At 65.3% G+C, this 22,374-nt stretch carries 13 protein-coding genes; 8 read left to right on the top strand and 5 right to left on the bottom strand.

The features are described from left to right. Positions 1 to 113: 113 nt before the first annotated feature. Complete coding sequence (locus NZU74_01025; GenBank protein ID MCS6879893.1) at positions 114 to 2,279, top strand: cation acetate symporter; 2,166 nt, start codon at positions 114 to 116, stop codon at positions 2,277 to 2,279. 274 nt (positions 2,280 to 2,553) lie between these two features. On the opposite strand, the gene NZU74_01020 is transcribed toward NZU74_01025, so the two are convergent. Next, complete coding sequence (locus NZU74_01020; protein ID MCS6879892.1) at positions 2,554 to 6,126, bottom strand: DUF2157 domain-containing protein; 3,573 nt, start codon at positions 6,124 to 6,126, stop codon at positions 2,554 to 2,556. Between the two features lie 657 nt (positions 6,127 to 6,783). Here NZU74_01020 and NZU74_01015 point away from each other — a divergent pair. Beyond that, a complete protein-coding gene (locus NZU74_01015) occupies positions 6,784 to 6,963 on the top strand; it encodes a hypothetical protein (GenBank protein MCS6879891.1) in 180 nt (59 codons plus the stop codon). Between the two features lie 75 nt (positions 6,964 to 7,038). Here NZU74_01015 and pdeM read toward each other — a convergent pair whose 3' ends face one another. Beyond that, entirely contained in the window at positions 7,039 to 7,701 is a 663-nt protein-coding gene (pdeM, locus tag NZU74_01010; protein ID MCS6879890.1) for a ligase-associated DNA damage response endonuclease PdeM, read from the bottom strand. A gap of 427 nt (positions 7,702 to 8,128) precedes the next feature. Between pdeM and NZU74_01005 the strand changes: the two genes are divergently transcribed. Both NZU74_01005 and odhB read left to right on the top strand, forming a co-directional pair. Beyond that, complete coding sequence (locus NZU74_01005; GenBank protein MCS6879889.1) at positions 8,129 to 10,930, top strand: 2-oxoglutarate dehydrogenase E1 component; 2,802 nt, start codon at positions 8,129 to 8,131, stop codon at positions 10,928 to 10,930. Between the two features lie 152 nt (positions 10,931 to 11,082). Then, on the top strand, positions 11,083 to 12,351 hold the full coding sequence (gene odhB / locus NZU74_01000; protein MCS6879888.1) for a 2-oxoglutarate dehydrogenase complex dihydrolipoyllysine-residue succinyltransferase: 1,269 nt from the start codon (positions 11,083 to 11,085) through the stop codon (positions 12,349 to 12,351). 112 nt (positions 12,352 to 12,463) lie between these two features. On the opposite strand, the gene NZU74_00995 is transcribed toward odhB, so the two are convergent. Next, positions 12,464 to 13,333, bottom strand: coding sequence for a hypothetical protein (locus NZU74_00995; GenBank protein ID MCS6879887.1), 870 nt, complete (start codon positions 13,331 to 13,333; stop codon positions 12,464 to 12,466). Between the two features lie 628 nt (positions 13,334 to 13,961). On the opposite strand from NZU74_00995, the gene NZU74_00990 reads away from it, so the two are divergent. The 3 genes from NZU74_00990 (at position 13,962) to NZU74_00980 (ending at position 17,385) form a co-directional block, all read left to right on the top strand. Beyond that, on the top strand, positions 13,962 to 14,519 hold the full coding sequence (locus NZU74_00990; protein ID MCS6879886.1) for a hypothetical protein: 558 nt from the start codon (positions 13,962 to 13,964) through the stop codon (positions 14,517 to 14,519). Positions 14,520 to 15,025: 506 nt separating this feature from the next. Further along, on the top strand, positions 15,026 to 16,543 hold the full coding sequence (locus NZU74_00985; GenBank protein MCS6879885.1) for a (Fe-S)-binding protein: 1,518 nt from the start codon (positions 15,026 to 15,028) through the stop codon (positions 16,541 to 16,543). 20 nt (positions 16,544 to 16,563) lie between these two features. Next, complete coding sequence (locus NZU74_00980; GenBank protein ID MCS6879884.1) at positions 16,564 to 17,385, top strand: hypothetical protein; 822 nt, start codon at positions 16,564 to 16,566, stop codon at positions 17,383 to 17,385. A gap of 143 nt (positions 17,386 to 17,528) precedes the next feature. On the opposite strand, the gene acnA is transcribed toward NZU74_00980, so the two are convergent. Then, the gene (gene acnA / locus NZU74_00975; protein MCS6879883.1) at positions 17,529 to 20,276 is read right to left on the bottom strand and encodes an aconitate hydratase AcnA; all 2,748 of its coding nucleotides are present in this window, start codon (positions 20,274 to 20,276) and stop codon (positions 17,529 to 17,531) included. A 238-nt stretch (positions 20,277 to 20,514) separates the two neighbouring features. Continuing rightward, entirely contained in the window at positions 20,515 to 21,636 is a 1,122-nt protein-coding gene (gene tgt, locus NZU74_00970) for a tRNA guanosine(34) transglycosylase Tgt (protein ID MCS6879882.1), read from the bottom strand. A gap of 285 nt (positions 21,637 to 21,921) precedes the next feature. Here tgt and NZU74_00965 point away from each other — a divergent pair, with 285 nt between their 5' ends. Next, the gene (locus NZU74_00965; GenBank protein MCS6879881.1) at positions 21,922 to 22,179 is read left to right on the top strand and encodes a type II toxin-antitoxin system Phd/YefM family antitoxin; all 258 of its coding nucleotides are present in this window, start codon (positions 21,922 to 21,924) and stop codon (positions 22,177 to 22,179) included. Positions 22,180 to 22,374 lie beyond the last annotated feature (195 nt).

Raw genomic sequence — 22,374 nt, 5'->3', positions numbered from 1 at the left:
TTTGTGCGCCCCGTGGTTGAACGACGGAGTCACCGCCAGAGCCGGCCAGCCGCGGCTCGCTCTCCACGGGCCATCCGCTGACGAGTGGTGTTACAAGTGTCAGGAGTGTGACCATGGCAGTCTCTTCCTCGAGCGCCCAGAGCGTCTTCCGCAACAAGATGGCGCGGTACTATGGGCTGTTTACCATCGGCTTTCTCCTCGTATCGGCCGTCATGCTGCTGCTGGAGGTCTTTGCCGGCCTGCCGTCGCGGATCATCGGCTGGATCTTCCTGCTGCTGACCATGGCGCTGTATGCCACCATCGGCATCATCTCGCGCACCAAGCTGCTCGATGAGTACTATGTCGCCGGGCGCAACGTGCCGGCTGTGTTCAACGGCATGGCCACCGGCGCCGACTGGATGAGCGCCGCCTCCTTCATCTCGATGGCCGGTACGCTCTTCCTCATCGGTTATGACGGCCTGGCCTACATTATGGGCTGGACCGGCGGCTACGTGCTGCTGGCCCTGCTCTTCGCGCCGTACCTGCGCAAGTTCGGCCAGTACACCATCCCTGACTTCGTGGGCGCTCGCTATGGCGGCAATACCGCCCGCGTCGTCGCCGCCATCTGCGCCATTATCGTGAGCCTTACCTATGTGACAGCCCAGGTGGTGGGCGTGGGCCTGATTATGCAGCGCTTCGTCGGCGTGGATTACCGGCTTGGCGTGGTGCTCGGCCTCTCCGGCGTGCTGGTCTGCTCGTTCCTCGGCGGTATGAAGGCGGTGACCTGGACCCAGGTGGCCCAGTACATCATTCTGATCACCGCCTACCTGATCCCGGTGACGTTCCTCTCCATTAAGCTCACCGGCTTCCCCATCCCGCAGTTGAGCTACGGGCAGGCGCTGCAGAAAATCATGGTTCTGGAGCAGGAACAGGGGCTGTCTAAGACCACTGAGTCGCCAGTGGTGCCGGGCAAGTTCGTCACCACCGGGTACATTCCGCCCTTCAACGAAGGGATGAGTAACGCCTCGGCGCGCGCTGCCGTGACCCAGATCAATACCCAGTTCGGCACCTCGCTGACCCCGCCCGAGGCGATCACCATTCCCGACGCCAAGCGGCCCGAACTGGGCGACTGGCGCGGCACGCCGTGGAACTTCCTGGCCCTCATGGCCTGTCTCATGCTGGGCACTGCCGGCCTGCCCCACATTCTCATCCGCTTCTACACCGTGCCCTCGGTGAAGGAGAGCCGCTTGAGCGTGGGCTGGTCGCTGTTCTTCATCTTCCTGCTCTACTTCACCGCCCCGGCCTACGCTGCCTTCTCCCGCTGGAACATTCTTGAGAACGTGGTTGGCAAGCCGGTCAGCGAACTGCCGGAGTGGACGGAAACCTGGGGCCGCAATGGGCTGATCGCCATCCGTGACTTCAGCAGCATCAACGGCGTGGAGATTGGAAAGCAGCCCTCCTGGGTGAAGAACCTGGAGAAGTCCAAGGCCGTCGTTGTCGAGGATCTGAACGGCAACGGCAAGATTGACCTCGGTCCCTTCGAGAAGGTTGATGACAAGACCGGGCGCGCCGGCGAGATCTCCGGCACAGCGGTGACCGAGAAGTCAGTGGACGGGATCGTCCAGTATGGCGAGATCGGTACGCCGACCTCCGCAACGATTGACGGCGACCTGGTGGTGCTCTCCGCGCCTGATATCGCCGGCCTGCCCTTCACGATCGGCGCGCTGGTGGCCGCTGGCGGTCTGGCCGCGGCCCTCTCCACCGCTGACGGGCTGCTGGTGGTGATTGCTTCGGCGGTGGCCCACGACATCTACTTCCGCACGATTAACCCTAAAGCCAGCCTGCAAACCCGCATCATGCTGGGCAAGGCGATGATCGTCGTGGCCGCCGTAATCGCCGCGCTGCTGGCCATCCCGCGCCTGGCGCTGATCGCCCAGATGGTGGCCTGGGCCTTCTCGATGGCTGCGGCAACCTTCTTCCCCGTCGTGCTGCTGGGCATCTTCTGGCGACGCGCCAATGGCCCCGGCGCCATCGCGGGCATGATCGGCGGCCTGGCTGTGACTATCTTCTACATGTCGATGAATTATGTCAACCCGGCCTTTAACGTGCTCGGCATCTCTCACCTGGGTTCGGGCGTCTTCGGCCTGCCGGTGGCGATCATCCTCTGCGTTGTGATCAGCCTGATGACCAAGGCCCCGCCGAAGGAGATCCAGGAGCTGGTGGATAACCTTCGCAACCCGATCACCGACGACGAGACGATGGCGAAGTACGGCAGCAAGGGCGCGGCTCAGGCCCACTGATCGGCATGGGTTCGGTGGAGGGGTCTTCCTTCTTCCGATATGCCCGCGTCCTTCACCCCCCACCCCCCTACCCCCTTCTCCCGCGCGGGAGAGGGGAGCGGGGGGTGAGGGGGTGAGATCGTAAGCCCATAGGAATGCTAAAAACCCCTTCTCGCTTGAAAAACCCTGCACCTGAGAGATGAGGTAGGGGTTTTCCACTGCCCCAAATTAGGGTCAGGGAGGGGGCGAAACACCACCAGAACGACGATCGCCTGAGGGCCGCACGGTGAAACCCCTACTCCCACGCCCGGAGCTGCTCGGCCCAGAAGCGCCCGGCCCGCAGCAGGCGCTCCTGGTGGCGCTCCAGCACCACGTAGGCCAGCACCATCATCAGGCCCACGATCCCCAGGATGACCCACTGGTTCGCCAGGCGCACCGTGTCAACGGTCATCCACAGTACCCCGGCGACGAAGAAGGCGATCCCGCCCACGAAGGGCACCCGCAGCCGCGAGAGGGCGCCGTAGGTCGCCATCACCAGCGACTCGCCGAAGAGCAGCAATGAGTAGAATAGCCCGCCCTCGGGCAGCAGGGCCTGCGCCGTGGTCACCCCGAGGAGCAGCATGACCGCCGCGGCTTCGATGAGTTGCGAGGCGCGCCGCTGGCCCTGGAAGCGGCGCAGTCCCCCGGCCAGGACCAGCAGGTATAGCCCTGCCGGGATGACGTACCACTGCAACTCGCGCACACCCCAGCCAGCGAGCTGGCTGAGGGCCGCGCCCACGAACGCCCCGCCCGCGCCGTAGGCGTAGGCAGCCTGTTGCTCGCGCACGGCCACGGTGGCCAGCAGGAGGCCCAGGCTCGCCAGGGCGAAGGTCAGCGGGGCGAGTTGACCGCCCAGCGTGGCCCCCAGCGTGAGCAGCGCCGCCGCGCCCAGGGCGCCATCGCCGGTGACGCGCCGCCACAGGACCAGGCCAGAGCGGATCGCCAGCCACCCCAGCAGGCTGAGACCCACCAGTTCAAGCACCAGCCAGGCTGCTGCCCAGGCGCCCTCCAGCCCCGCGGCGGTGTGCGCCAGCCAGGCCCCCGGCACCGCCAGCGCCAGACTGCCCCAGGCCACGGCCTCGCTACGTTCGACCTGCGCCAGCACGGCGAGCAGCGCCGCCAGCGCAAGCGCGGCGCTCGCCAGCGCCCCATCGCTGGCGCTGGCCAGGGCCAGGGCCCCCACCCCGCCGACCGCGGCGCTGTTGTAGCCCCATAGCCCGGCGACGTTCCAGGGGGCCGGCCCGCGACGCAGTGCGGCGCTCGCCAGCGCCTGGAGCCACACCAGCCCGGCCAGCAAGAGGCCGGCCTGTTCCCGCGGGTTGTCGGGCAACTGCCAGGCGACGGCGTGGAACGTCGCCAGGTCGGCCGCGATGAAGGCCAGGGCCAGGAGCCAGGGTTGCCGGTAGCGCCAGAGCGCCAGGGCGTAGAGACCGGCCATGCTGCCCCAGATGAGAGCGAGACGGGCCGAGTCGCCCAGGACCAGCAGCGGCGCGAGGGGCAGTAGGAAGAAGGCCACCCACTCGTAGGGCGGCCCATAGCTCCGGTCAACGCGGCGCAGGGCCTGGCCGAGCAATGCCAGGCCCAGGGCCAGGGCGCAGACCACCAGGGCCAGGTCGCCGAGTTGCGGCTGCCAGGCGGTGAAGAAGCCCTGACCGGCGGCGACGAGCGCGCCGGTGGCCAGGAGCAGCGCCACGCCATAGCCCAGCAGCGGTTGGCGCCAGCGGAAACTGTGCAGCGCCGCCAGCCCCGCCAGGCTCAGGAAGGTCAGCGCGGCGAGGGGATGCCTGTCAAAGACCTGGAGCAGAGCCAGCGCGGCGGCGAACGCGCCGGCAAGCGCGCCCCAGGCAATCGCCGGCCAGGTCCAGTAACGCAGCGCCGTGGCGCGCAGCCGTTCGCCGCCGAGGGTGTAGGCGGCGCTCAGGGCCAGGGCAGTGAGCGTCGCGGCGCGGGTCCAGGCCGCGCCGGGAACGAAACGCTCGAGAGCGAACCATGCGACAAGGAGACCCGCGCCCAGGCTGAGGACAGCCCACGGCCAGCCCCGCCGCAGCGCGGCCTGTGCGCCGAAGATCAGCGTGAGGAGCAGGGCCGCCGGGAGTTGCGTCGCGGTGTTTTCCAGCGCCAGCCCGCCGGCAGCCAGAGCGATGAAGATCCCCAGGGTCTGGAGCGCGGGATCGTAGGCGGGGCGAAGCGAACCGGGCCACCAGCGAGCGCCGGCGAAGGCCAGGGCCGCCAGGGGCAGCAGGAGCAGGCCGATCTGCCCGTATGTGAGCGGCGTAAGGGTGAGCAGCGCGCCCAGCCAGCCAGCGAGCGCGGCGCCCCCGCCAGCGAGCGCCCCGGCGGCCAGACCATCGCGGCTGGAACCAAGCCAGGCGAAGCGCCCCCGTTCGACCAGGACGATGGCGCTGAGGCCCATGGCCGCCAGGGGACCAAGGGCGAAGCGCGCCACGTTCAGATCGAGGCCCGCCGGGAGCAAGGCCAGCGCGCCAATGAGCAGCGCGCCGAGGGCCAGCGGCGCGGCGGCGGGGCGTGCGCGCTGTTCAAGAGCGGCGCTCAGCCACAGGTAGGCCAGGGCCAGGAGGGCCAGTGCCAGGGCCTGCACGCGCAGGGGCGGATCGAACTCGGCGAGGATCACCACCAGCGCCAGGGGCGGTAGCGCAACAGCGGCCCAGAACCACCAGCCGCGCCGGTCGGCCCGGTAGCGCAGGACGCAGAACAGGGCGGTGACCAGGAGGGTAACGCCGAAGGCGAGGCCGTCGCTCAGGCCGGCCAGGTAGAGGGTGCAAGCGCCCAGGGCCAGCAACGGCGCCCCTACCAGGCTGACGTGGGCCACGCCCGTAGCTGACCCCGTGGCGCCGGTGGACCGCAGGCGGATGGTAAGGGGGACCAGGGCTGCCAGAAAGATCGTGGCAACGGCGCTTTTCCATCCCCCATCCAGGGCCTCGGGGGCGGCGAAGATCAGGCTGAGGGCAGCAACCACTGCCGCGCCAGCGTAGAAGGCCCGCCGGGTGCGCCAGGCGGTGAGCAGGTACAACCCCAGGCTGAGGGCCGAGGCCAGTTGCCAGGCCGGGCGCGGGGCCAGATCAAGCAGACCGTGACGCGACAGGGCAAAACCGACCACCGGGACGAGCAGGGCGGCCACGGCCTGCAAATTGGCGCCAGCGGCGCCCAGAGCGGGCTGGCGCGCCATCCACGTCCCAAGTCCCCAGAGGGCGACGGTGGTGCCGGCGAGGATGGCAAACTGCACCAGCGGCGAAAAGCTGGCCCAGTTGAAGATCACCAGGGTCAGGCTGGAAATGACGAGCAAGAACGCCCCCAGATAGAGCAGGGCGCGGCGGGTGCCCAGGGCCAGCAGCGCGGCGCCCCAGGAACGGGCGCTCACCCGGGGGGGCGGTTCGGCGGCGATTGGCGCGGACGGCGCGGCGGCGACGGGCGCGGGCGACGCCGCAAGGGGTGGGGACGCCGCAACAGGCGCAACTGGCGCGACAGGCCGGGCCACGTCGCCGGAGGACGCGGCGGGCGCAGAGGCGGCATTCGGCGCAGTGGCAGCCGCGGAAGGGAATGTGCCGAACCCGGCGGCAGCGTAGTCGGCGGCGATCAGACTGCGAATGGCAGATCCCACCGCCGGGGAGAGGCGCTCCTCGGCCACCCAGCGTTGCACCAGCGCGTCGAACTCAATGAACTGCTCCGGCGTGACCTGCCCGGCCGGAGACGGAACATACGGATTGACCGTGCGCGGCCCTGCGGGCCGGCGCGCCAGCCAGACGATGAGGGCCAGGAACAGCATTCCCAGCAGTGCGGTGCACAGAAGTGTGGTCAGCAGGTCGAGCATAGGATCTCCTCACGAGGACAGGGGGCCTGATTCGCACACCTTGATCAACGATGGCGCGCCGCGTTCCGGTAAACGAGCGCCATACACCCGTGATTGCAGCCACTGTACAGTGTACGACACGACGCTATACGCCAGCGTAACCAGCGGGTAAACATTCTGTTACCGGCATATTACGTCCGGGGCAATCACGGAGGCAAAGACAAGGGAAACCAGCGCATCACGTCTCACACAGCTTCACCGCCCATCGAAGGCATGAACCAGATCCTGAAGACTTTGCTATCCCCAATCCTGCCTATCTACAGCTCGTTTTCACCTCAGGAGCGGAGCGAAACCAGACGGAGAAGGAGATTCTTCCCGAAAAGGGGAGGAATCCCTCAATGAAAGAAAGGTAAGGCGCCCCTCAACAGCGAACCGGCGGGCGGCTACCCTGTAAGTAGTCTGTAAACAAGGTCTTTCGCTCAACCTTGCCCCCTCCCCAACCCTCCCCCCCTGGAGGAGGGAGCTGAGCACATCAACCCAACGGGGAGAGAATGGGAGAGAGGCGGAATTGCCAGGAAACTTATCTTACAGACTAGTAAGCAGGATGATGGGCAGAGAAAATTTCTTGCCCACCCAACTATCAATCGTTTTGAGATGGTCTGTAATGAGGTGTCACCCATGGAAGCAATGAATCAGCGCGTATCGCAGGTAGCGCGTCGCGACGGACGCACGGAAAGCCGGGGGTTGTTCGGCGAGGTCTCGGAAACCACGGCCCTTGTGCTGGCAGGCGTGATCACCCTGCTCACCTTCGGGGGCATTGCATACGCGATCAACGCGCTGTTCATGTTGCTGGGGTGAACACCAGGGAAAGCGGGTCGGCGCAACCTTCCAGGTTGGACCGCCCGTAGATGAACACAGCGGCCCGGCGGGTCCTCAGAACCCGCCGGGCTGTTGCACTTCAATGACCTCGCTGGCGATAACATAGGCGCGTTCATCAGCGGCGGGGGATACCGTGGCGTGGCCGGTGAAGCTGCCGAAGGCGGGCAGGATGGCCCGGCTGGGGCCGATGAGGAAGCAGGGCAGCCGTTCGCGCTGGCGGCCTGGCCCGGTCAGAACGACGGCGGGATGGAGGTGGCCGGCCAGAACGTAGGCCGGTGCGGGCGTGTCGGGATCGTGGCAGAGGACGAAGGGACCGAGAAGAAAGGGCGCGTTAACGCAGGCGATGCCCCAGGCCGCAGGCGGGTCGCCAGCGCGCACATCGTGGTTGCCGCGCACAAGGAGGGTCTCCAGGCGAGGATGGGCAGCGCGCCAGGCGGCGATGGCGGCGAGCACGGCCGGGACGCGACCGGCGCGGGCGTGCAGGAAGTCGCCCAGCAGTACCAGGCGGGCGGCGCCGGTGCGTTGCAGAGCAGCGGTGAGCCGGGCCAGGTCGGCGGCGGCGCTCTCAGGAACGGCGATGGCCGCGGCGCGGAAGCTGGCGGCCTTGCCGAAGTGAGCGTCGGCGACGATCAGGGTGCGCTCACGGGGCCAGAACAGCGCCCGTTCAGGAAGCAGGTCCACCGGTTCGCTGCCGAGCGTGACGTGCAGGTTTTTCATCCTGTCGTTGTTGTTGGGGCGAAAAATCTTTCGCTGCAACAGGGAAACCCCGTTTCCCCGCACCCATGTCCAATGGCTAAAAGCATATTATACCACGGTTCAACGGGAAGGCCGCGCCCGGCCATGCGCGCCGTAGAGCCGGCACGCGGGGCCGGCTCTACGCCACCCCCTGGCGCGCACATCATGATGGACGTCCGCGGGCGCATGGCCGTTGCCGGCAGTGGCAAAGCCGGCCCGCGGGGTCGGCTCTGCGCCAACCCCCTGGCGCGCAAGGCCAGGCCCCGTCAATCCGCCCATCCCAACAATTATTTGTGACCGACACCACAAAGCTCCGGTTCGAGGCGTGGTACAATACCTCCGAGTTGGCGGCGCGCGGCAGAGGCGCCGGGCGCAAATATCTAGCAGCATGAACGCGAGAAAACACCTTATGAACTTGCGGCAATTCCACGGGCCCAACGCCGGTTACCTGGTGGAGCTATACGAGCGGTACACGGCCAACCCGGCCGCGGTGGACGAAGCAACGCGGGCCTTTTTCCGCCAGTACGGCCCGCCGGACGCGGAACTGGCGGCTTCGGGGCAAACGCAACTCGATGTGACGCGGATCGTCGGCGCGGCGCGGCTGATCCGCTACATTCGCGAGCTGGGGCACCTGGCGGCGCGGATCGATCCCCTGGGCAGCGATCCGCCCGGCGACCCGGGGCTGGAACTGGCGACCCACGGGGTTACCGTAGCCGACCTGGCGGCGCTCCCGGCGCATATCGTGCGCGGGCCGCTCGCCGCCGAGTCGGCCAACGCCGCCGAGGGGGTCGAAAAGCTGCGGCAGATTTACTCCGGCCCGATCGGCTACGAGACCGACCAGATCCAGAACTACGAAGAGCGCGCCTGGATCCGCGAGTGCGCCGAGAGCCGGCGCTTCTTTGGCGGCATGGATGCCGACCGGCAGCGCGAACTGCTCGATCGCCTGACCGAGGTGGAGACCTTCGAGCGCTTCCTGCACAAGACCTTCCCCGGCCAGAAGCGCTTCTCCATCGAAGGCTGCGACATGCTGGTGCCGATGATTGACGCGATCATTCGCAACGCGGCGGTGGCCGGCACGCGGGAAGTGGTGATCGGCATGGCCCATCGCGGGCGGCTTAACGTGCTGGCCCATATTCTTGGCAAGCCATACCTCTCCATTCTAAGCGAGTTTCAGACTCCCGATTACTCCAAGGACACCTATCTGGGATGGACGGGCGACGTGAAGTACCACCTCGGGGCGCGCAAGGCGTACCGTGAGAGCGGCATCCGAGAGATGCCGATCACCCTGGCGCCCAACCCCAGCCACCTGGAGTTCGTCAACCCGGTGATCCTGGGGCGCACGCGGGCGGCGCAGGAGAAGCGCACGCGCCCCGGCTTCCCCTACGAAGATGAGAAAGAGGCCCTGGCGATCATCATCCACGGCGATGCGGCCTTCCCCGGCCAGGGCATCGTCGCCGAGACGCTGAACCTGTCGGGCCTGGCCGGTTATCGGGTGGGAGGGGCGATCCATATTATCTTGAATAATCAGATCGGCTTCACCACCGACGCGCGCGACTCGCGCTCGACCCTCTACGCCAGCGATCTGGCCCGCGGCTTCGAGATGCCGGTGGTGCACGTGAATGCCGACCACGTGGAAGCTTGCATCGCAGTGGCGCGCATGGCCTGGGCCTATCGCGAGAAGTTCCAGAAGGATTTCGTGATTGACCTGGTGGGCTACCGGCGCTGGGGACACAACGAGGGCGACGAGCCGGAGTTCACGCAGCCGCGCATGTACGAAAAGATCCGCAACCACCCGACGGTGCGCACCCTGTGGGCCCAGGAACTGGAGCGCCGGGGCCTGATCACCCACGAAGAGGCCGAGGCGCGGGTCGAGGCGGTGATGACGAAGCTGCAACACGCCTTCGACATGGTGCGCGAGCGGCAGCGTCTGGCGGCCGCCGCTCCGCCACAGCCCCCGACTCCGCCGGTGGTGAACCAGATGCGCAACAAGGTCTTCGCCAAGCCCATCTCGCGCCAGAAGCTGCTGGAACTCAACGAGGCGCTGCTCGAGCGGCCCGAAGACTTTACGGTGCATCCGAAGCTGGAGCGCATGCTGCAGCGGCGGCGCCAGAGCATCCACGACGAAGGCGGCATTGACTGGGCCCACGCCGAGATTCTGGCCTTTGCCGCCATTCTGGCCGATGGCACGCCGATCCGCATGTCCGGGCAGGATACCGAGCGGGGCACGTTCAGCCAGCGGCACCTGGTGCTGCACGATGTGGTCACGGGGGAGCGCTTCATTCCTCTGCATCATATTCCCCAGGCGCGAGCCTCATTCGCGGTGTACAACAGCCCTCTCTCCGAGGCGGCCGTGCTGGGTTTCGAGTATGGGTACAGCACCCACGCTCCCGGCACGCTGGTAATCTGGGAGGCCCAGTTCGGCGATTTCGCTAACGGCGCCCAGGTGATCATTGACCAGTTCATCGTTTCCGGGCGCGCCAAGTGGTCAGTGGACCCGGCGCTGGTACTGCTGCTGCCGCACGGCTACGAGGGGCAGGGACCGGAGCACTCCTCGGCGCGTCTGGAGCGGTTCCTGCAACTCTGCGCCACCGACAACATCCGGGTGGCGAATCCGACGACGGCGGCGCAGTACTTCCACCTCCTGCGCTACCAGGCCGCGGCCCTGCCGGTGCATCCCCGACCCCTGGTGGTGATGACGCCCAAGAGCCTGCTGCGCCACCCGCTTGCCGCGTCCTCGTTGAACGATCTGACGCAGACCCAGTTTCAGCCAGTGCTGGGGCTGGGTACGGAGGCCCCCGACCCCGCCGAGGTGACGCGCCTCATCCTGTGTAGCGGCAAGGTGGCGATTGATCTGCTCTCCTCGGCCGAGTTTGAGCAGGCCCGCGGCAGCATAGACGTGCTTCGGGTCGAGATGCTCTACCCGTTTCCCGAGGAGCAGCTCAAGTCGGCGCTGGAGCGCTACCCGCAGGTGCAGGAGGTGGTCTGGCTGCAGGAGGAGCCGCAGAACATGGGCGCATGGAGCTACATTGCGCCGAAGCTGCGGGCATTGCTGCCCCCAACGCTCCCGCTGCGCTACGTGGGCCGCCCGGAGTCAGCCTCACCGGCCGAGGGCATTCACAGTGCACACGTGGTCGAGCAGCAGCGCATTCTGCGCGAAGCGGCGCGCGGGGCGCCGGTAGCGGCGACCGCTATCAGTGAAAGCGCAGGGTAGCCAGGGTGTGGAGATGTAGAGGCGCAGACCAGATTGCGGAGATCGTTCGAAACGCGCCTGATGCTGAGGTGCGAGCATTGAACCGAATTCTGACCGCCAGGACTACAAAGAAAACGTGTTGTCGTAGCACTGGCGCCGGAGAGAAACAGGCCATGGCCTACGAGATTAAAGTCCCTTCGCTGGGCGAGTCAATCGTCGAAGCGACGGTGGCTCGCTGGTTGAAACGGGTCGGCGAGACGGTCGCTGCGGGCGAACCGGTGGTTGAGCTGGAGACCGACAAGGTGAACCTGGAGGTGGCGGCGGATCACGCCGGCGTAGTGACGGCTATCCTGAAGGAAGAGGGCGCGACGGTGGCGATCGGCGACGTGCTGGGCGCTATCGAGGCGAGTGCGGCGCCGCGAGCGGAGGCTGCTGCATCCGGGCCGCCGGTAACGGCGGCGGTCGCAGAGGAACCGGGCGGGGCGGAGACGCCCGGCGCGAACGGCGCGGCGGTGCTGGCCACGCCGACCGCCCAGCGGGTGGCGGCGGAGTATGCAGTCGATCTGCGGGGGGTGGCGGGCACCGGGCCGGGCGGACGGATTACCAAGGAGGATGTGCTGCGCAGCGTTCAGGCCCCGAGAGGGGCGCCATCCGCACCGGTGTCCGCCACTCCCGCGGCGGCGGCGCCGCCGCCCGCGCCAGCGACCCGGCCCGCCCCGGCCCCGCCGGCCGCCGCCTCCGGACGTTACGAGGAACGCCAGCGCCTCAGTCGGCGCCGCCTGACCATCGCCCGGCGGCTTGTCGAAGCCCAGCAGACCGCGGCCATGCTCACGACCTTCAACGAAGTGGACATGAGCGCGGTGATGGAACTCCGCAAGCGGCGCAAGGAGGCCTTCAAGGAGCGCTATGGGGTGAACCTGGGCTTTATGTCCTTCTTCACCCGCGCCGTCGTCGGGGCGCTGAAAGCCTTTCCTATGGTCAACGCCGAGTTGCAGGGCGACGAGGTGGTGGTGAAGTACTACTATGACATCGGCGTGGCCGTGGGCGTCGAGGAGGGGCTGGTGGTGCCGGTGGTGCGCGACGCCGACCGCAAGAGCTTCGCCCAGCTCGAGCGGGAGATCGCCGACCTGGCTCGCCGCGCGCGCGAGGGGACCCTGAGCCTCGCCGATCTGCAGGGCGGCACCTTTACCATCACCAACGGCGGCGTCTACGGCTCGCTGCTCTCCACGCCTATCCTGAACACCCCCCAGGTCGGCATCCTCGGCATGCACAAGGTCGAGGAACGGCCCGTGGCGGTCAATGGGCAGATCGTCATTCGCCCGATGATGTACCTGGCCCTGAGCTACGACCATCGCCTCATTGACGGCAGCACCGCCGTGCGCTTCCTGGTACGGGTCAAGGAGTTGATCGAGGATCCGGAGGCGCTGCTGCTGGAGGGGTAGAAATCCTCCTGGCAGCGAGGGGGTTGGGGAAATCTGCTTTCCTCAACCCCCTCCAACTGGCGATGTTTACGTAAGGCCGCAGACGGCCGCGCCTTCTCACATCCTCCTGTCGCTACCGACCGTAGCGCCACTGGTAATAGTGCTGGCCGACGTTGCCCATCTCGACGCGGAAGGCGGGCGGGTTGGCAGGGTTGTAGGTCAGCACGCGGCGTTCGAAGACCTGGAAGAGGATAGGCGCCTCCTTGCCGCCGACCTTGGCCTTGACCCAGTAAGCCCCGGTAACGGGCAGGCCGAAGACGAAGAGGGGATCATAGACCCGTCCAATCACGTTCCGTCCGCCCTCAGTGACCAGCCCCCGCTGATTCATAAAGTCAATAAAGACCTTCGCCACCCCGTGGTTGTTATCACCCAGCACCAGGATCGTGTTGGGGTCGTTGACGAAGTCGTTGAAGCCGGTGATGGAGCCATCGGGGTTGAAGAATCCGGTCGCGGGCCGGCCGAGATCATTGGGATTAACGGCGCCGGGGCTCTGGTAGAGGGGCAGCAGATCGGCATAGGTCGGGAACTGCCCGGGGTCGCCAATGGCGCTGATGCGAGCGGGGCCGCGCTGCTCGAAGCGGTTATTGCCGAGTTGCATGCGCCCGGTCATCATTTCGATGGGCAGCAGGCCATTGGTGACGTACCAGAGACTGTTGGGATTGGCAGTCGGATCATTGATCTCCATGCGGCTCTTATCAAAGTACTGCACGGTTCGCAAACCGTCAATGCCTTCGATGTAGGTTTCGCGCATAATCCCGCTGATGGGCGCGGGCCCCCATGTCCACGAGCGATCGGTCAGGCCCTGGGAGACGGGGTAATCCTGGCGGGTCCAGACGCGCAGGAAGCTCTCGTTGCCGATAGCGGGCGCGGCCAGCACGGGCTGCAGGGCCAGCAGGGCGGCGGCGAACACCGCGAACATGCCGGCAAGAACGGTCCGTTTCATCGCACACCTCCTGAAGGTTGATCTGGATGCGCGCCGGTGGCGCGCACCGACGGGCCAGACTGGTTCCGATGGGGTCGCGATCGCCGGAACCTGAGCGATACTGCGGCCATCTTCAGCATAGCACCGCGGGGTAAGGATGGCGATCACAAATGTGCTATGCCTGGCTGATGAACAGTCGACAGGAGCGTGAGATCGGTGATACTGAGGTCCCGATGCTATTCGAGGGAGGGAGCAGGCAAATCGGGCTTCCCCGCCGTGCTGCAACCAGCCGGGACATACCCCCCCATGGTATAGGACATGGGTAGTTTTTCCCACCCAATCGGGTACGGGCGCAACAACCCATTCTGAGCGTTGTGGTCTCAGATCGATTCTGGCATACTTTCGATAAGCAAGAGTTTTGCATTATCTCATCGCGCCGCGTGAATGCGAAACGTCTGTCGGTCAGGACGGCTGCGAGTCGCGCCCTGAGATCGACCTCGCTTCTCCGATGCCTGCTGGAGAGGCCAGGTTTTGTGCAGTCCTGCACCTCCCCGGCGCGGTTCTCGCCCGGGCCGCACAGCGAAACCATATGGCGCGACGGCTGAGGTAGCTGCGGTCGTCAGCGTCTCGCGAAGGCGGTACGGCAGCGATGGAGTTGACCGAGTCACTCAAGGAGCTGCTGATCGAAACGGCGCGCAAGCTCAAGGGGCGCGATCGCCGGCGTTTTATGGCGCTTACGGTCAGGGAGCTTGGACCGGGCGGCCAGCGCCTGGCCGAGCGTGAACTGGGCTGGAGCCGGGTGACTATCCGCAAGGGCCTGCGCGAGCTGGAAGCGGGCGCCAGCGACCCGAGCCTGCCTGGACCTCAGGGGCGGCAACGAGCCGAAGAGCGCCTGCCGCAACTCCTGGCCGACATCTGCGCGCTGATCGAGCAACAACGGCGTCTCGATCCCGATCCAAAGTGCAGCACCGACCCGCGCATGGCCTGTCTGAGCGCAGCGGAAGTGCGCCGTCGCCTGATTAGCGACTTTGGCTACACTGATGATGAACTGCCAACCGTCCAGACGATTGCCGCCAAACTCAAGACGCTGGGGTACCACCCGCGGCGCGCGCCACACCCCCAGGCGCCGATGGAGTCCCCTCGCGGAGCGACAACCCAAAAAATCATCTATCCCAGTCGCTCCTCCTCTGAAGGCGTCGAAGCCTGATATGCCGTATTCTAATCACACTCCATAACCGTGATAGCGATATAATTGACTATTATAGTGCAAAGTTGGGATAATTGCTTGTTTTATACCTTGCAACTATTAGTGTCTCGTGCGTAAAGTTGTCAACTCATAACTAAACACGGCGGATGATGGTCTTGAAAAAGATTTTTCCCCTGCTATATTTCGGCTCAACGACGGTGCGGACACCAACCTCCGATTGTGAAACAAATAACTCCGAAAGGAAAGACGCCCGAAGGGGTATAATATCGAACCCCGCTCGCTAGTGCGCATCCTTTTCGCGTGGAGGGACGTGGATTTCTATCCAGCTATCCCTTCCTGCACACAAATGCGGCGGATTTGATATAACTCCGGCAGGTATCGGACGTTTCGGGATCACTGTGGCGAGGGCGCAGCAGCGACCTGGCATGGGTCTATGTGCGCATCCGCTGGAGCGATGAGGTGTGACCTGCGGCGAGTAACGGTAGTGCAACGAAGGAGCAGAGGTTATGGAAGGTGAGCTGAAAGCATTCGTCGAGTCCCTTGAGCGCAACATGACCCCGGAGGACGTTATTACGCTCGAAGCATGCATGGATTGCAAGCTGTGCGGTCATGCGTGCGCCTGGTACCTCGCAACCGGCGATGAGAAGCTCCACCCGACCTACAAGACCAAACTCATTCGCGATGTGTACCACTCGTACATGACCCTGGAGGGCCGTGTCGCCACCGCGCTCGGGCTGCGCAAGGCGCCGACGCTTGAGGATGTGCGCGAGCGCATGCAGTCGTTCTGGCAGTGTACGGCCTGTGGCCGGTGCACCCTGACCTGCCCGCTCGGATTGAGCACCCGGCGCGTGGTGCGCCTGGGTCGGGCGGCCTATACTGACGCCGGTCTCAGCCGCGCCAATCCTACGATCAAGTCCATCATCGAGAATACCGAAAATCTGAGGCACAGCTTCGGGTTGACCATCCCGCAGGTCATCGGGCGTGTCGGGCTGTTTCTCCAGAATGAGGGCATCGAGGTGCCCGTGGAGGTGCACGGCGCCGATCTGCTCTTCGTCTGCCCGGCGGCCGGCAACACCAAGATCCCCGACTATGGGATCAAGATGGTCAAGATCCTCAATGCGGCAGGCGTGAGCTACACGGTCTCGCCGCGCGTCGTTGACACCGGCACCGAGATTGACCACATCGCCGTGCATCACAAACTGTCACGAGTGATGTTGGAGGAGTGGGAAGCAGAGGCGGATCGGCTGGGCGTGAAGCAGATCCTGCTGGTGGAGTGCGGGTGCGATGTGCGCACCCTCTATGCCGAGGCCTCAGAGGCCCTTGGGCGACCGCTCAAGTACCCGGTGGTCAGCGTGGACGCGCTGATGCTGGAGCTGATCAAAGATGGCCGCCTGCCGGTCGAACCGTTGAACACCCGCATCACCCTGCACGACCCCTGCTACGCCACGCGCCTCTCCGGTCTGGGGGAGATCTTCCGCGAGATCCTGAGCTACGTCACCACCGATTTCGTGGAGATGACGCCCAACCGCGAGTACAACTACTGCTGCAACGGCGGCGCGGGCGGTATGCGCCTGCCCGAGAACACCGAGCTGCGGCGCAAGATCTCAGTGTTGAAGGCCAACCAGATCAAGCTCACGGGCGCGGAGCTTGTGACAACGCCCTGCGTGGTCTGCTCGCTGTCGCTGGAGGACACCTGCAACGTCTACGGGCTGGCGCAGCCGGGCGAGCGCATGGTGCAGGTGCTGTTCGAGGTGGTCTACGACGCAATGGAGCAGGCCCTGGCCCGCCGCGGCGAGCTTGACCGCATGTACATGCCCGCCGAGTTGATCGGACGCGACCCGGACTTCTTCGACGCTCACAGCATCGGGGGCCGCATGGCGATGCTGGCGCACCTGCCTGACTTTGACAAGTTGGTGGACTGGCTGGAGCAGGACCCGATCGTCAAGCGCTTCGCCGCCACGCATCCCAGCGTGATGGATCAACTGCGTGGCCTGCGGGAGCTGGCCGAGTGTCCGAATTGCTGACAGGGGAAGGAGGCCCCGCGATGCTCATCACTCTTCTGGACATCGTTGCGCCCATCGTCTTTACGATCTTTCTCGTCGGTCTGGGATTGCGCCTGGGGCGCCTGCTCAAGGCCCTGCTGTTTCGCCAGCACTTCCGGGGCGTGACGCCGAACTTCATCGGCGCCCCGCCGCGCATGCCGCTGGGCGCAGCGCTCAAGGCGGTGCTGATCGGCCCGTTCGCCCACTTCCATCGCAAATCCAATTCGCTCTGGGGCTACGGGCTGATCGCCTATCACATCGCCATCATCACCGAGGTCACCGGCTATACGCTCTCGGCACTGATCCTGGGGGCGCGCCTGCTGGCAGGCCAGCCCGTGCCCGACGTGGCCCGGCACCTGGAACACAGCTACAACACCAGCCCCTCCAACCTGCTGGCGATCATCTTCGGCAACGGCGAGGCGCTACAGTCGCACTTCCTCTTCGGCAGCCTGGCGCCGGTCTTCGTCGGCGTGACCTGGGTGGCGGTCGGGTTTGCCGTGGTCGGGAACATGGCCCTGATGATCACCCTGCTGCTGCGGCGCAGCTCGGCTATCGTCTCGGATATGGATGAGGCGTCGCGAGGGGTGCGCGTGGCCGGTCGCCGGCCCTGGGACCGCATGCTCGTCCGGACGCTGATCTTCTGCATCATCTGGACGGAGCTGTTCGCGCGGCTGGAACTCGTGCCGGGGATCGTGTTCGTGCACGCCGCGCTGGGCCTGGCGCTCTTCACGCTCTTCCCCTTCACCTACCTCTTCCATATAGTGTATGGGTTCTTCGCCATCGCCGTGGCGACCCGCCGGCGGATGGTGGGGACGATTGCGTAGGTGTGGAGGTGTGGAGGTGTGGAGGTGTGGAGGTGTGGAGGTGTAGAGATGTAGAGGTGTGGAGATGTAGAGGTGCGGAGATATCCGAATTGCAGGTATCCTCTCCACTCCACAGCTCCACACCTCTACACCTCCACACCACCCTACGCTCCCGGGGCAGGTTGCTTCGACTCCGCCAGGAGCTGGCGCAGCACATACTGCAAGATGCCGCCGTGGACGTAGTACTGCAGTTCCTGGGGAGTATCAATCCGCGCGATCACCTCGAAGGTCTTCACCGTGTCATTATCTCCAGTGGCGCGCACCGTAAGCGTCCGCCCACCGGCGAACCCTAAGGCCACGGCCTCCTTGAGGCCGAGAACATCGTAGACCTCGCGGCCGGTCAGGCCGAGGCTTTCGGCGCTCTCCCCCGGCTTGAATTGCAGCGGCAGGATGCCCATGCCAACCAGGTTCGAGCGATGGATGCGCTCGAAGCTCTCGGCGATCACCGCTTTGACGCCCTGGAGATACGGCCCTTTAGCGGCCCAGTCGCGGCTGGAGCCGGAGCCATACTCCTTGCCGGCGATGACCAGCAGCGGCGTTCCGTCGGCCTGGTAGCGCATGGCGGCGTCGTAGATGGAGAGGATCTCGCCGGTGGGCAGGTAGGGAGCAAAGCCCCCCTCGGTTCCGGGCGCCAGGCGATTCCGCAGGCGCACATTGGCGAAGGTGCCGCGCACCATCACCTCGTGGTTGCCGCGGCGTGATCCGTAGCTGTTGAAGTCTTTTGGTTCAACGCCGCGTTCGATCAGGTAGCGGCCGGCGGGTGAACTGGCTTTGATGCTCCCCGCGGGCGAGATGTGGTCGGTGGTGATGCTATCGCCAAGCAACGCCAGCACCCGCGCACCCTCAATCTCGGGCACGTGCGCGGGCGGCTCCTCCGGCATGTGATCGAAATAGGGCGGCCGCCGCACATAGGTGCTCTGCGGGTCCCAGACGAAGCGATCGCCGGCCGGCACGTCCAGGTTCTCCCAGTGCTCGTCGCCGACAAAAATCTGCGCGTAGCTGCGCTGGAACATTTCCGACTGGATCGCCGCGTCAATCGTCTCCTGGATCTCGGCATGGCTCGGCCAGATATCTCGGAGGAACACCGGCTCGCCATCGGCGCCCACGCCCAGGGGCTCGCTGGTCAGGTCAATATCAATGCGCCCGGCCAGGGCAAAGGCCACCACCAGCGGCGGACTCATCAAGAAGTTGGCCTTCACCTCTGACTGCACCCGGCCCTCAAAGTTGCGGTTCCCCGACAGCACCGACGCGACTACCAGATTGCCCTGCTCGACCGCCTGGGAGACCGGCTGGGGCAAGGGGCCTGAGTTGCCGATGCAGGTGGTGCATCCGTAGCCGACGGTGTTGAAGCGCAACTGATTGAGGTAGGGGGTCAATCCGGCGCGATCAAGGTACTCGGTCACTACTTTGGAGCCGGGGGCAAGCGAAGTCTTGACCCAGGGCTTGACGCGCAGGCCTTTCTCGACGGCCTTTCTGGCCAGGAGGCCGGCGCCGATCATCACCGAGGGGTTGGAAGTGTTGGTGCAACTGGTGATAGCGGCAATGACTACCGAACCGTGGCCCAACTCCACCGTCTCGCCATCAATGATGCAGGGCACGCGCGTCTGCAACGCAGCGGGATCAACCTCGCCTCTGGGGCTAAGGATGCCAGGCAGCGCGCCAGCGAACACCGGACCGATCTTGCTCAACGCCACGCGATCCTGGGGGCGGCGGGGGCCGGCGACACTCGGCTCGACGCTGCCAAGATCCAGCTCCAGGACATCGGAGTACTCGGCGTCGGGCGTATACTCATCGTGGAAGAGGCCCTGGGCCTTGAAGTACGCCTCCACCAGAGCGACTCGCTCGGGGGAGCGACCGGAGAAGCGCAGGTAGCGCAGGGTCTCGGCGTCTACCGGGAAGATGCCGCAGGTGGCGCCGTACTCGGGGGCCATATTGGCGATAGTGGCGCGATCAGCCAGGGAGAGGGCGGCAAGGCCGGGGCCAAAGAACTCCACGAACTTGCCCACCACGCCCTTCTGGCGCAGCATCTGGGTCACGGTGAGCACCAGGTCGGTGGCGGTAGCGCCCTCGGACAGGGCGCCGTAGAGCTTGAAGCCGACCACCTGGGGAATAAGCATCGAGACCGGCTGGCCGAGCATCGCCGCCTCGGCTTCGATGCCGCCAACACCCCAGCCGAGCACGCCAAGGCCGTTGATCATCGTCGTGTGGCTATCAGTGCCGACCAGGGTATCGGGATAGGCCTGCACCGGGCCGGTAGCGCGGGGGTTCTCGTCGCTGGTAAAGACCACGCGGGCCAGGTACTCCAGATTCACCTGATGCACGATTCCGTTGCCCGGGGGCACAACCTTGAAGTTCTGGAAGGCGGTCTGGCCCCAGCGCAGGAAGGCATAGCGCTCCCGGTTGCGCTCAAACTCCAGCTCGCGGTTGATCAACACGGCCGCCTCGGTGCCATAGGCGTCCACCTGCACCGAGTGGTCAATCACCAGTTCCACGGGTTGCAGGGGATTGATGAGCGCCGGATCGCCGCCCATGTCAGCCATCGCGTCGCGCATAGCCGCCAGGTCAACCACACAGGGCACGCCGGTAAAATCCTGCAAAATGACGCGCGCGGGGGTGAAGGCCACTTCCCGCTCCGGCTCGGCCCGCGGGTCCCAGTTAGCAAGAGCGAGGACATCATCGGCGGTCACGGTGCGGCCATTTTCGGTGCGCAGCAGGTTTTCAAGCAGAATCCGGAGACTGAAGGGCAGGCGCTCGAGGGTTACCCCGTGCCGCGCCAGGCTATCAAGCCGATAGATCTCATATTCTTTACCGCCAACCCGAAGCGTGGAGCGAGCGCCAAAACTGTTGTTCATCGGGAGTCTCCTACCATAATCAAGAGTGGCTGAAGAAGTACGGGAAAACCGGGTTTCCCCATGCCCCCTCCCCCCGCCGAATGGGAGGGCGCCTGCGGCCCCAGGGCCGGCTGGAGGAGCGCCGGGGCCGCATCTCCTCGCTCAACGGAGGCGAAGCCGCCCGGAAGCCGCGTGGCTATGCAATGCGATCAGCTATCCCGGATTATAACACGCCGCCAGGCTTGACCTCGACCAGGCATTACCCGCTGGTGATCGAGGCCAACTGCCCAGCGCCCTCGGCGCGCAATACTTCCATCAGCCGGGTCATAAAGCGCAGATTATGGATAGTGGCCAGGCGCAGGTACAACGTTTCGCCGGACCGGTGCAGGTGGTGGAGGTAGCCGAGGGTATAGTGACGGCAGGTGTAACAGTCACACGCTGGCGAGACAGGCGCGGTCGCCTTGACGAACTTCTTATCGGCGACATAGATCGTCTCGAACCAGCGTCCGGCGAGGCGGAACCCCGGCGCGGACGGGTCGGCGCCGAAGGCGTAGAGGCGGCCCGCTCGGGCATCGCGAGTGGGAAGGGCGCTATCGAAGAGCTGATAGCCCATACGGGCGCAGGCCACCACGTTTTCGGGATGGCCCACGCCGAGGGCATGCATCGGCAGGTGGGGAGGGATCAACTGGCGCGTCGCGCGCAGCACCTCGTGCAAGAGGTTGCCCTGCGCGTCGAGGGGCCAGCCGCCAAAGCCATACCCATCAAAATCGAGTTCCAGCAGCGCCTCGGCGCAACGGCGCCGCAGCGTCAGATCGCCGCCGCCCTGCACCACGCCGAAGAGCAGCGGACGCGCGGCGCCCAGACGGCGCTGGCGCATCTGGCGGTCGAACTCATCGCGGCAGCGCCGCGCCCAGCGGATCGTTCGCTCAACCGCCGCGCGTTGTTCATCCGCTGGCGCATCCACGTGGGTGCAATCATCCAGGCACATTACCACATCGGCGCCATAGGCCAGTTGCAATTGCACGCTCTTCTCAGGGGTAAGTTTGAAGGGGCGCTCGGCCCCCTCGGGCCGGAAAGTCAGCCCCTCATCGCTGAGGCGCCCGGCCCCCGGGTGCTGGCGGATCAGCGAATAGGCCTGAAACCCGCCCGAATCGGTCATAATCGGCCCGTCCCAGGCCGCCATGCGATGCAACCCGCCGAGGGCTGTCACGGTCGAAGAGCCGGGACGTTGCATGAGGTGGAACACGTTCATCACCAGCGCCGCAACCCCTGCCTCGCGCAGGTCGCGCGCGTCCACTGCACGGACGACGCCAAGGGTGGCATCGGGCAAGAAGGCGGGGAGGGCCAGCGGACCGTGATTCAGCAGGAGGGTAGTAATCATACCTGAGCGAGGGGAAGATTCTTCGCGCCGACTTTCACCAAAATGACTTAACAAAAATCAACTTATGGTGTAAAATGTAATACAATCTTTTATCGGTCCTGGCGTCCGAAAAAGATCGCCGCTGCCGGGCAAACTTAGTATGCGAGAATAATGCTCGTGCACGGCAGTTTTTGACCCGCAGGCCAAGAAAGGGACAAAAAGACGCACCAGGAGTCGGTTTTGGGCGACTTTGGTCCCTGTTTCCACTGGATAAGCCGCAAGGATTGAATAATTCAGGAGGGTGTCGTGGTCGATCTGAAGAAGTATACGTTGGACGTTGACCTGAAGCAGGGTGTCGTGCCAATCTCAAAGGCCGCCTCCTCGCTGGCAGCGTTGATTAAGCGTTCGCGGGCCAACCACCAGCCGATCATCGTCACGCAGAAGGGCTACCCTACGGGCGTGATTCTCGATGTGGAGCTGTTTACTGCGCTGCGCCAGCTCGCCGATCTCCACCTGCAGCAGGAGGAGGCGAACGGCGGGAGCGAGACGCCAGCGGAGAGCTGAGAAGGGCTGCAACGCTTCAGACCTCCCTGCTGGCAGGGATGGGGAAAGCGAGTTTCCCCATCCCTGGTTTGATTCTTTTACGGCAGCGGCCTCCCTCCTTAATGGCAGCAGGAATATCGTTCTCCCGGAAGGGCGACGCCCTGCCAGATGCTCCCATTCCTGGCCTGTTTGCACGTTAGAAACCCTTACAGCCGC

The sequence above is a fragment of the Chloroflexaceae bacterium genome (genome assembly GCA_025057155.1).
Lineage (GTDB): Bacteria > Chloroflexota > Chloroflexia > Chloroflexales > Chloroflexaceae > JACAEO01.
This window is presented reverse-complemented; position numbering and strand designations above follow the sequence as displayed.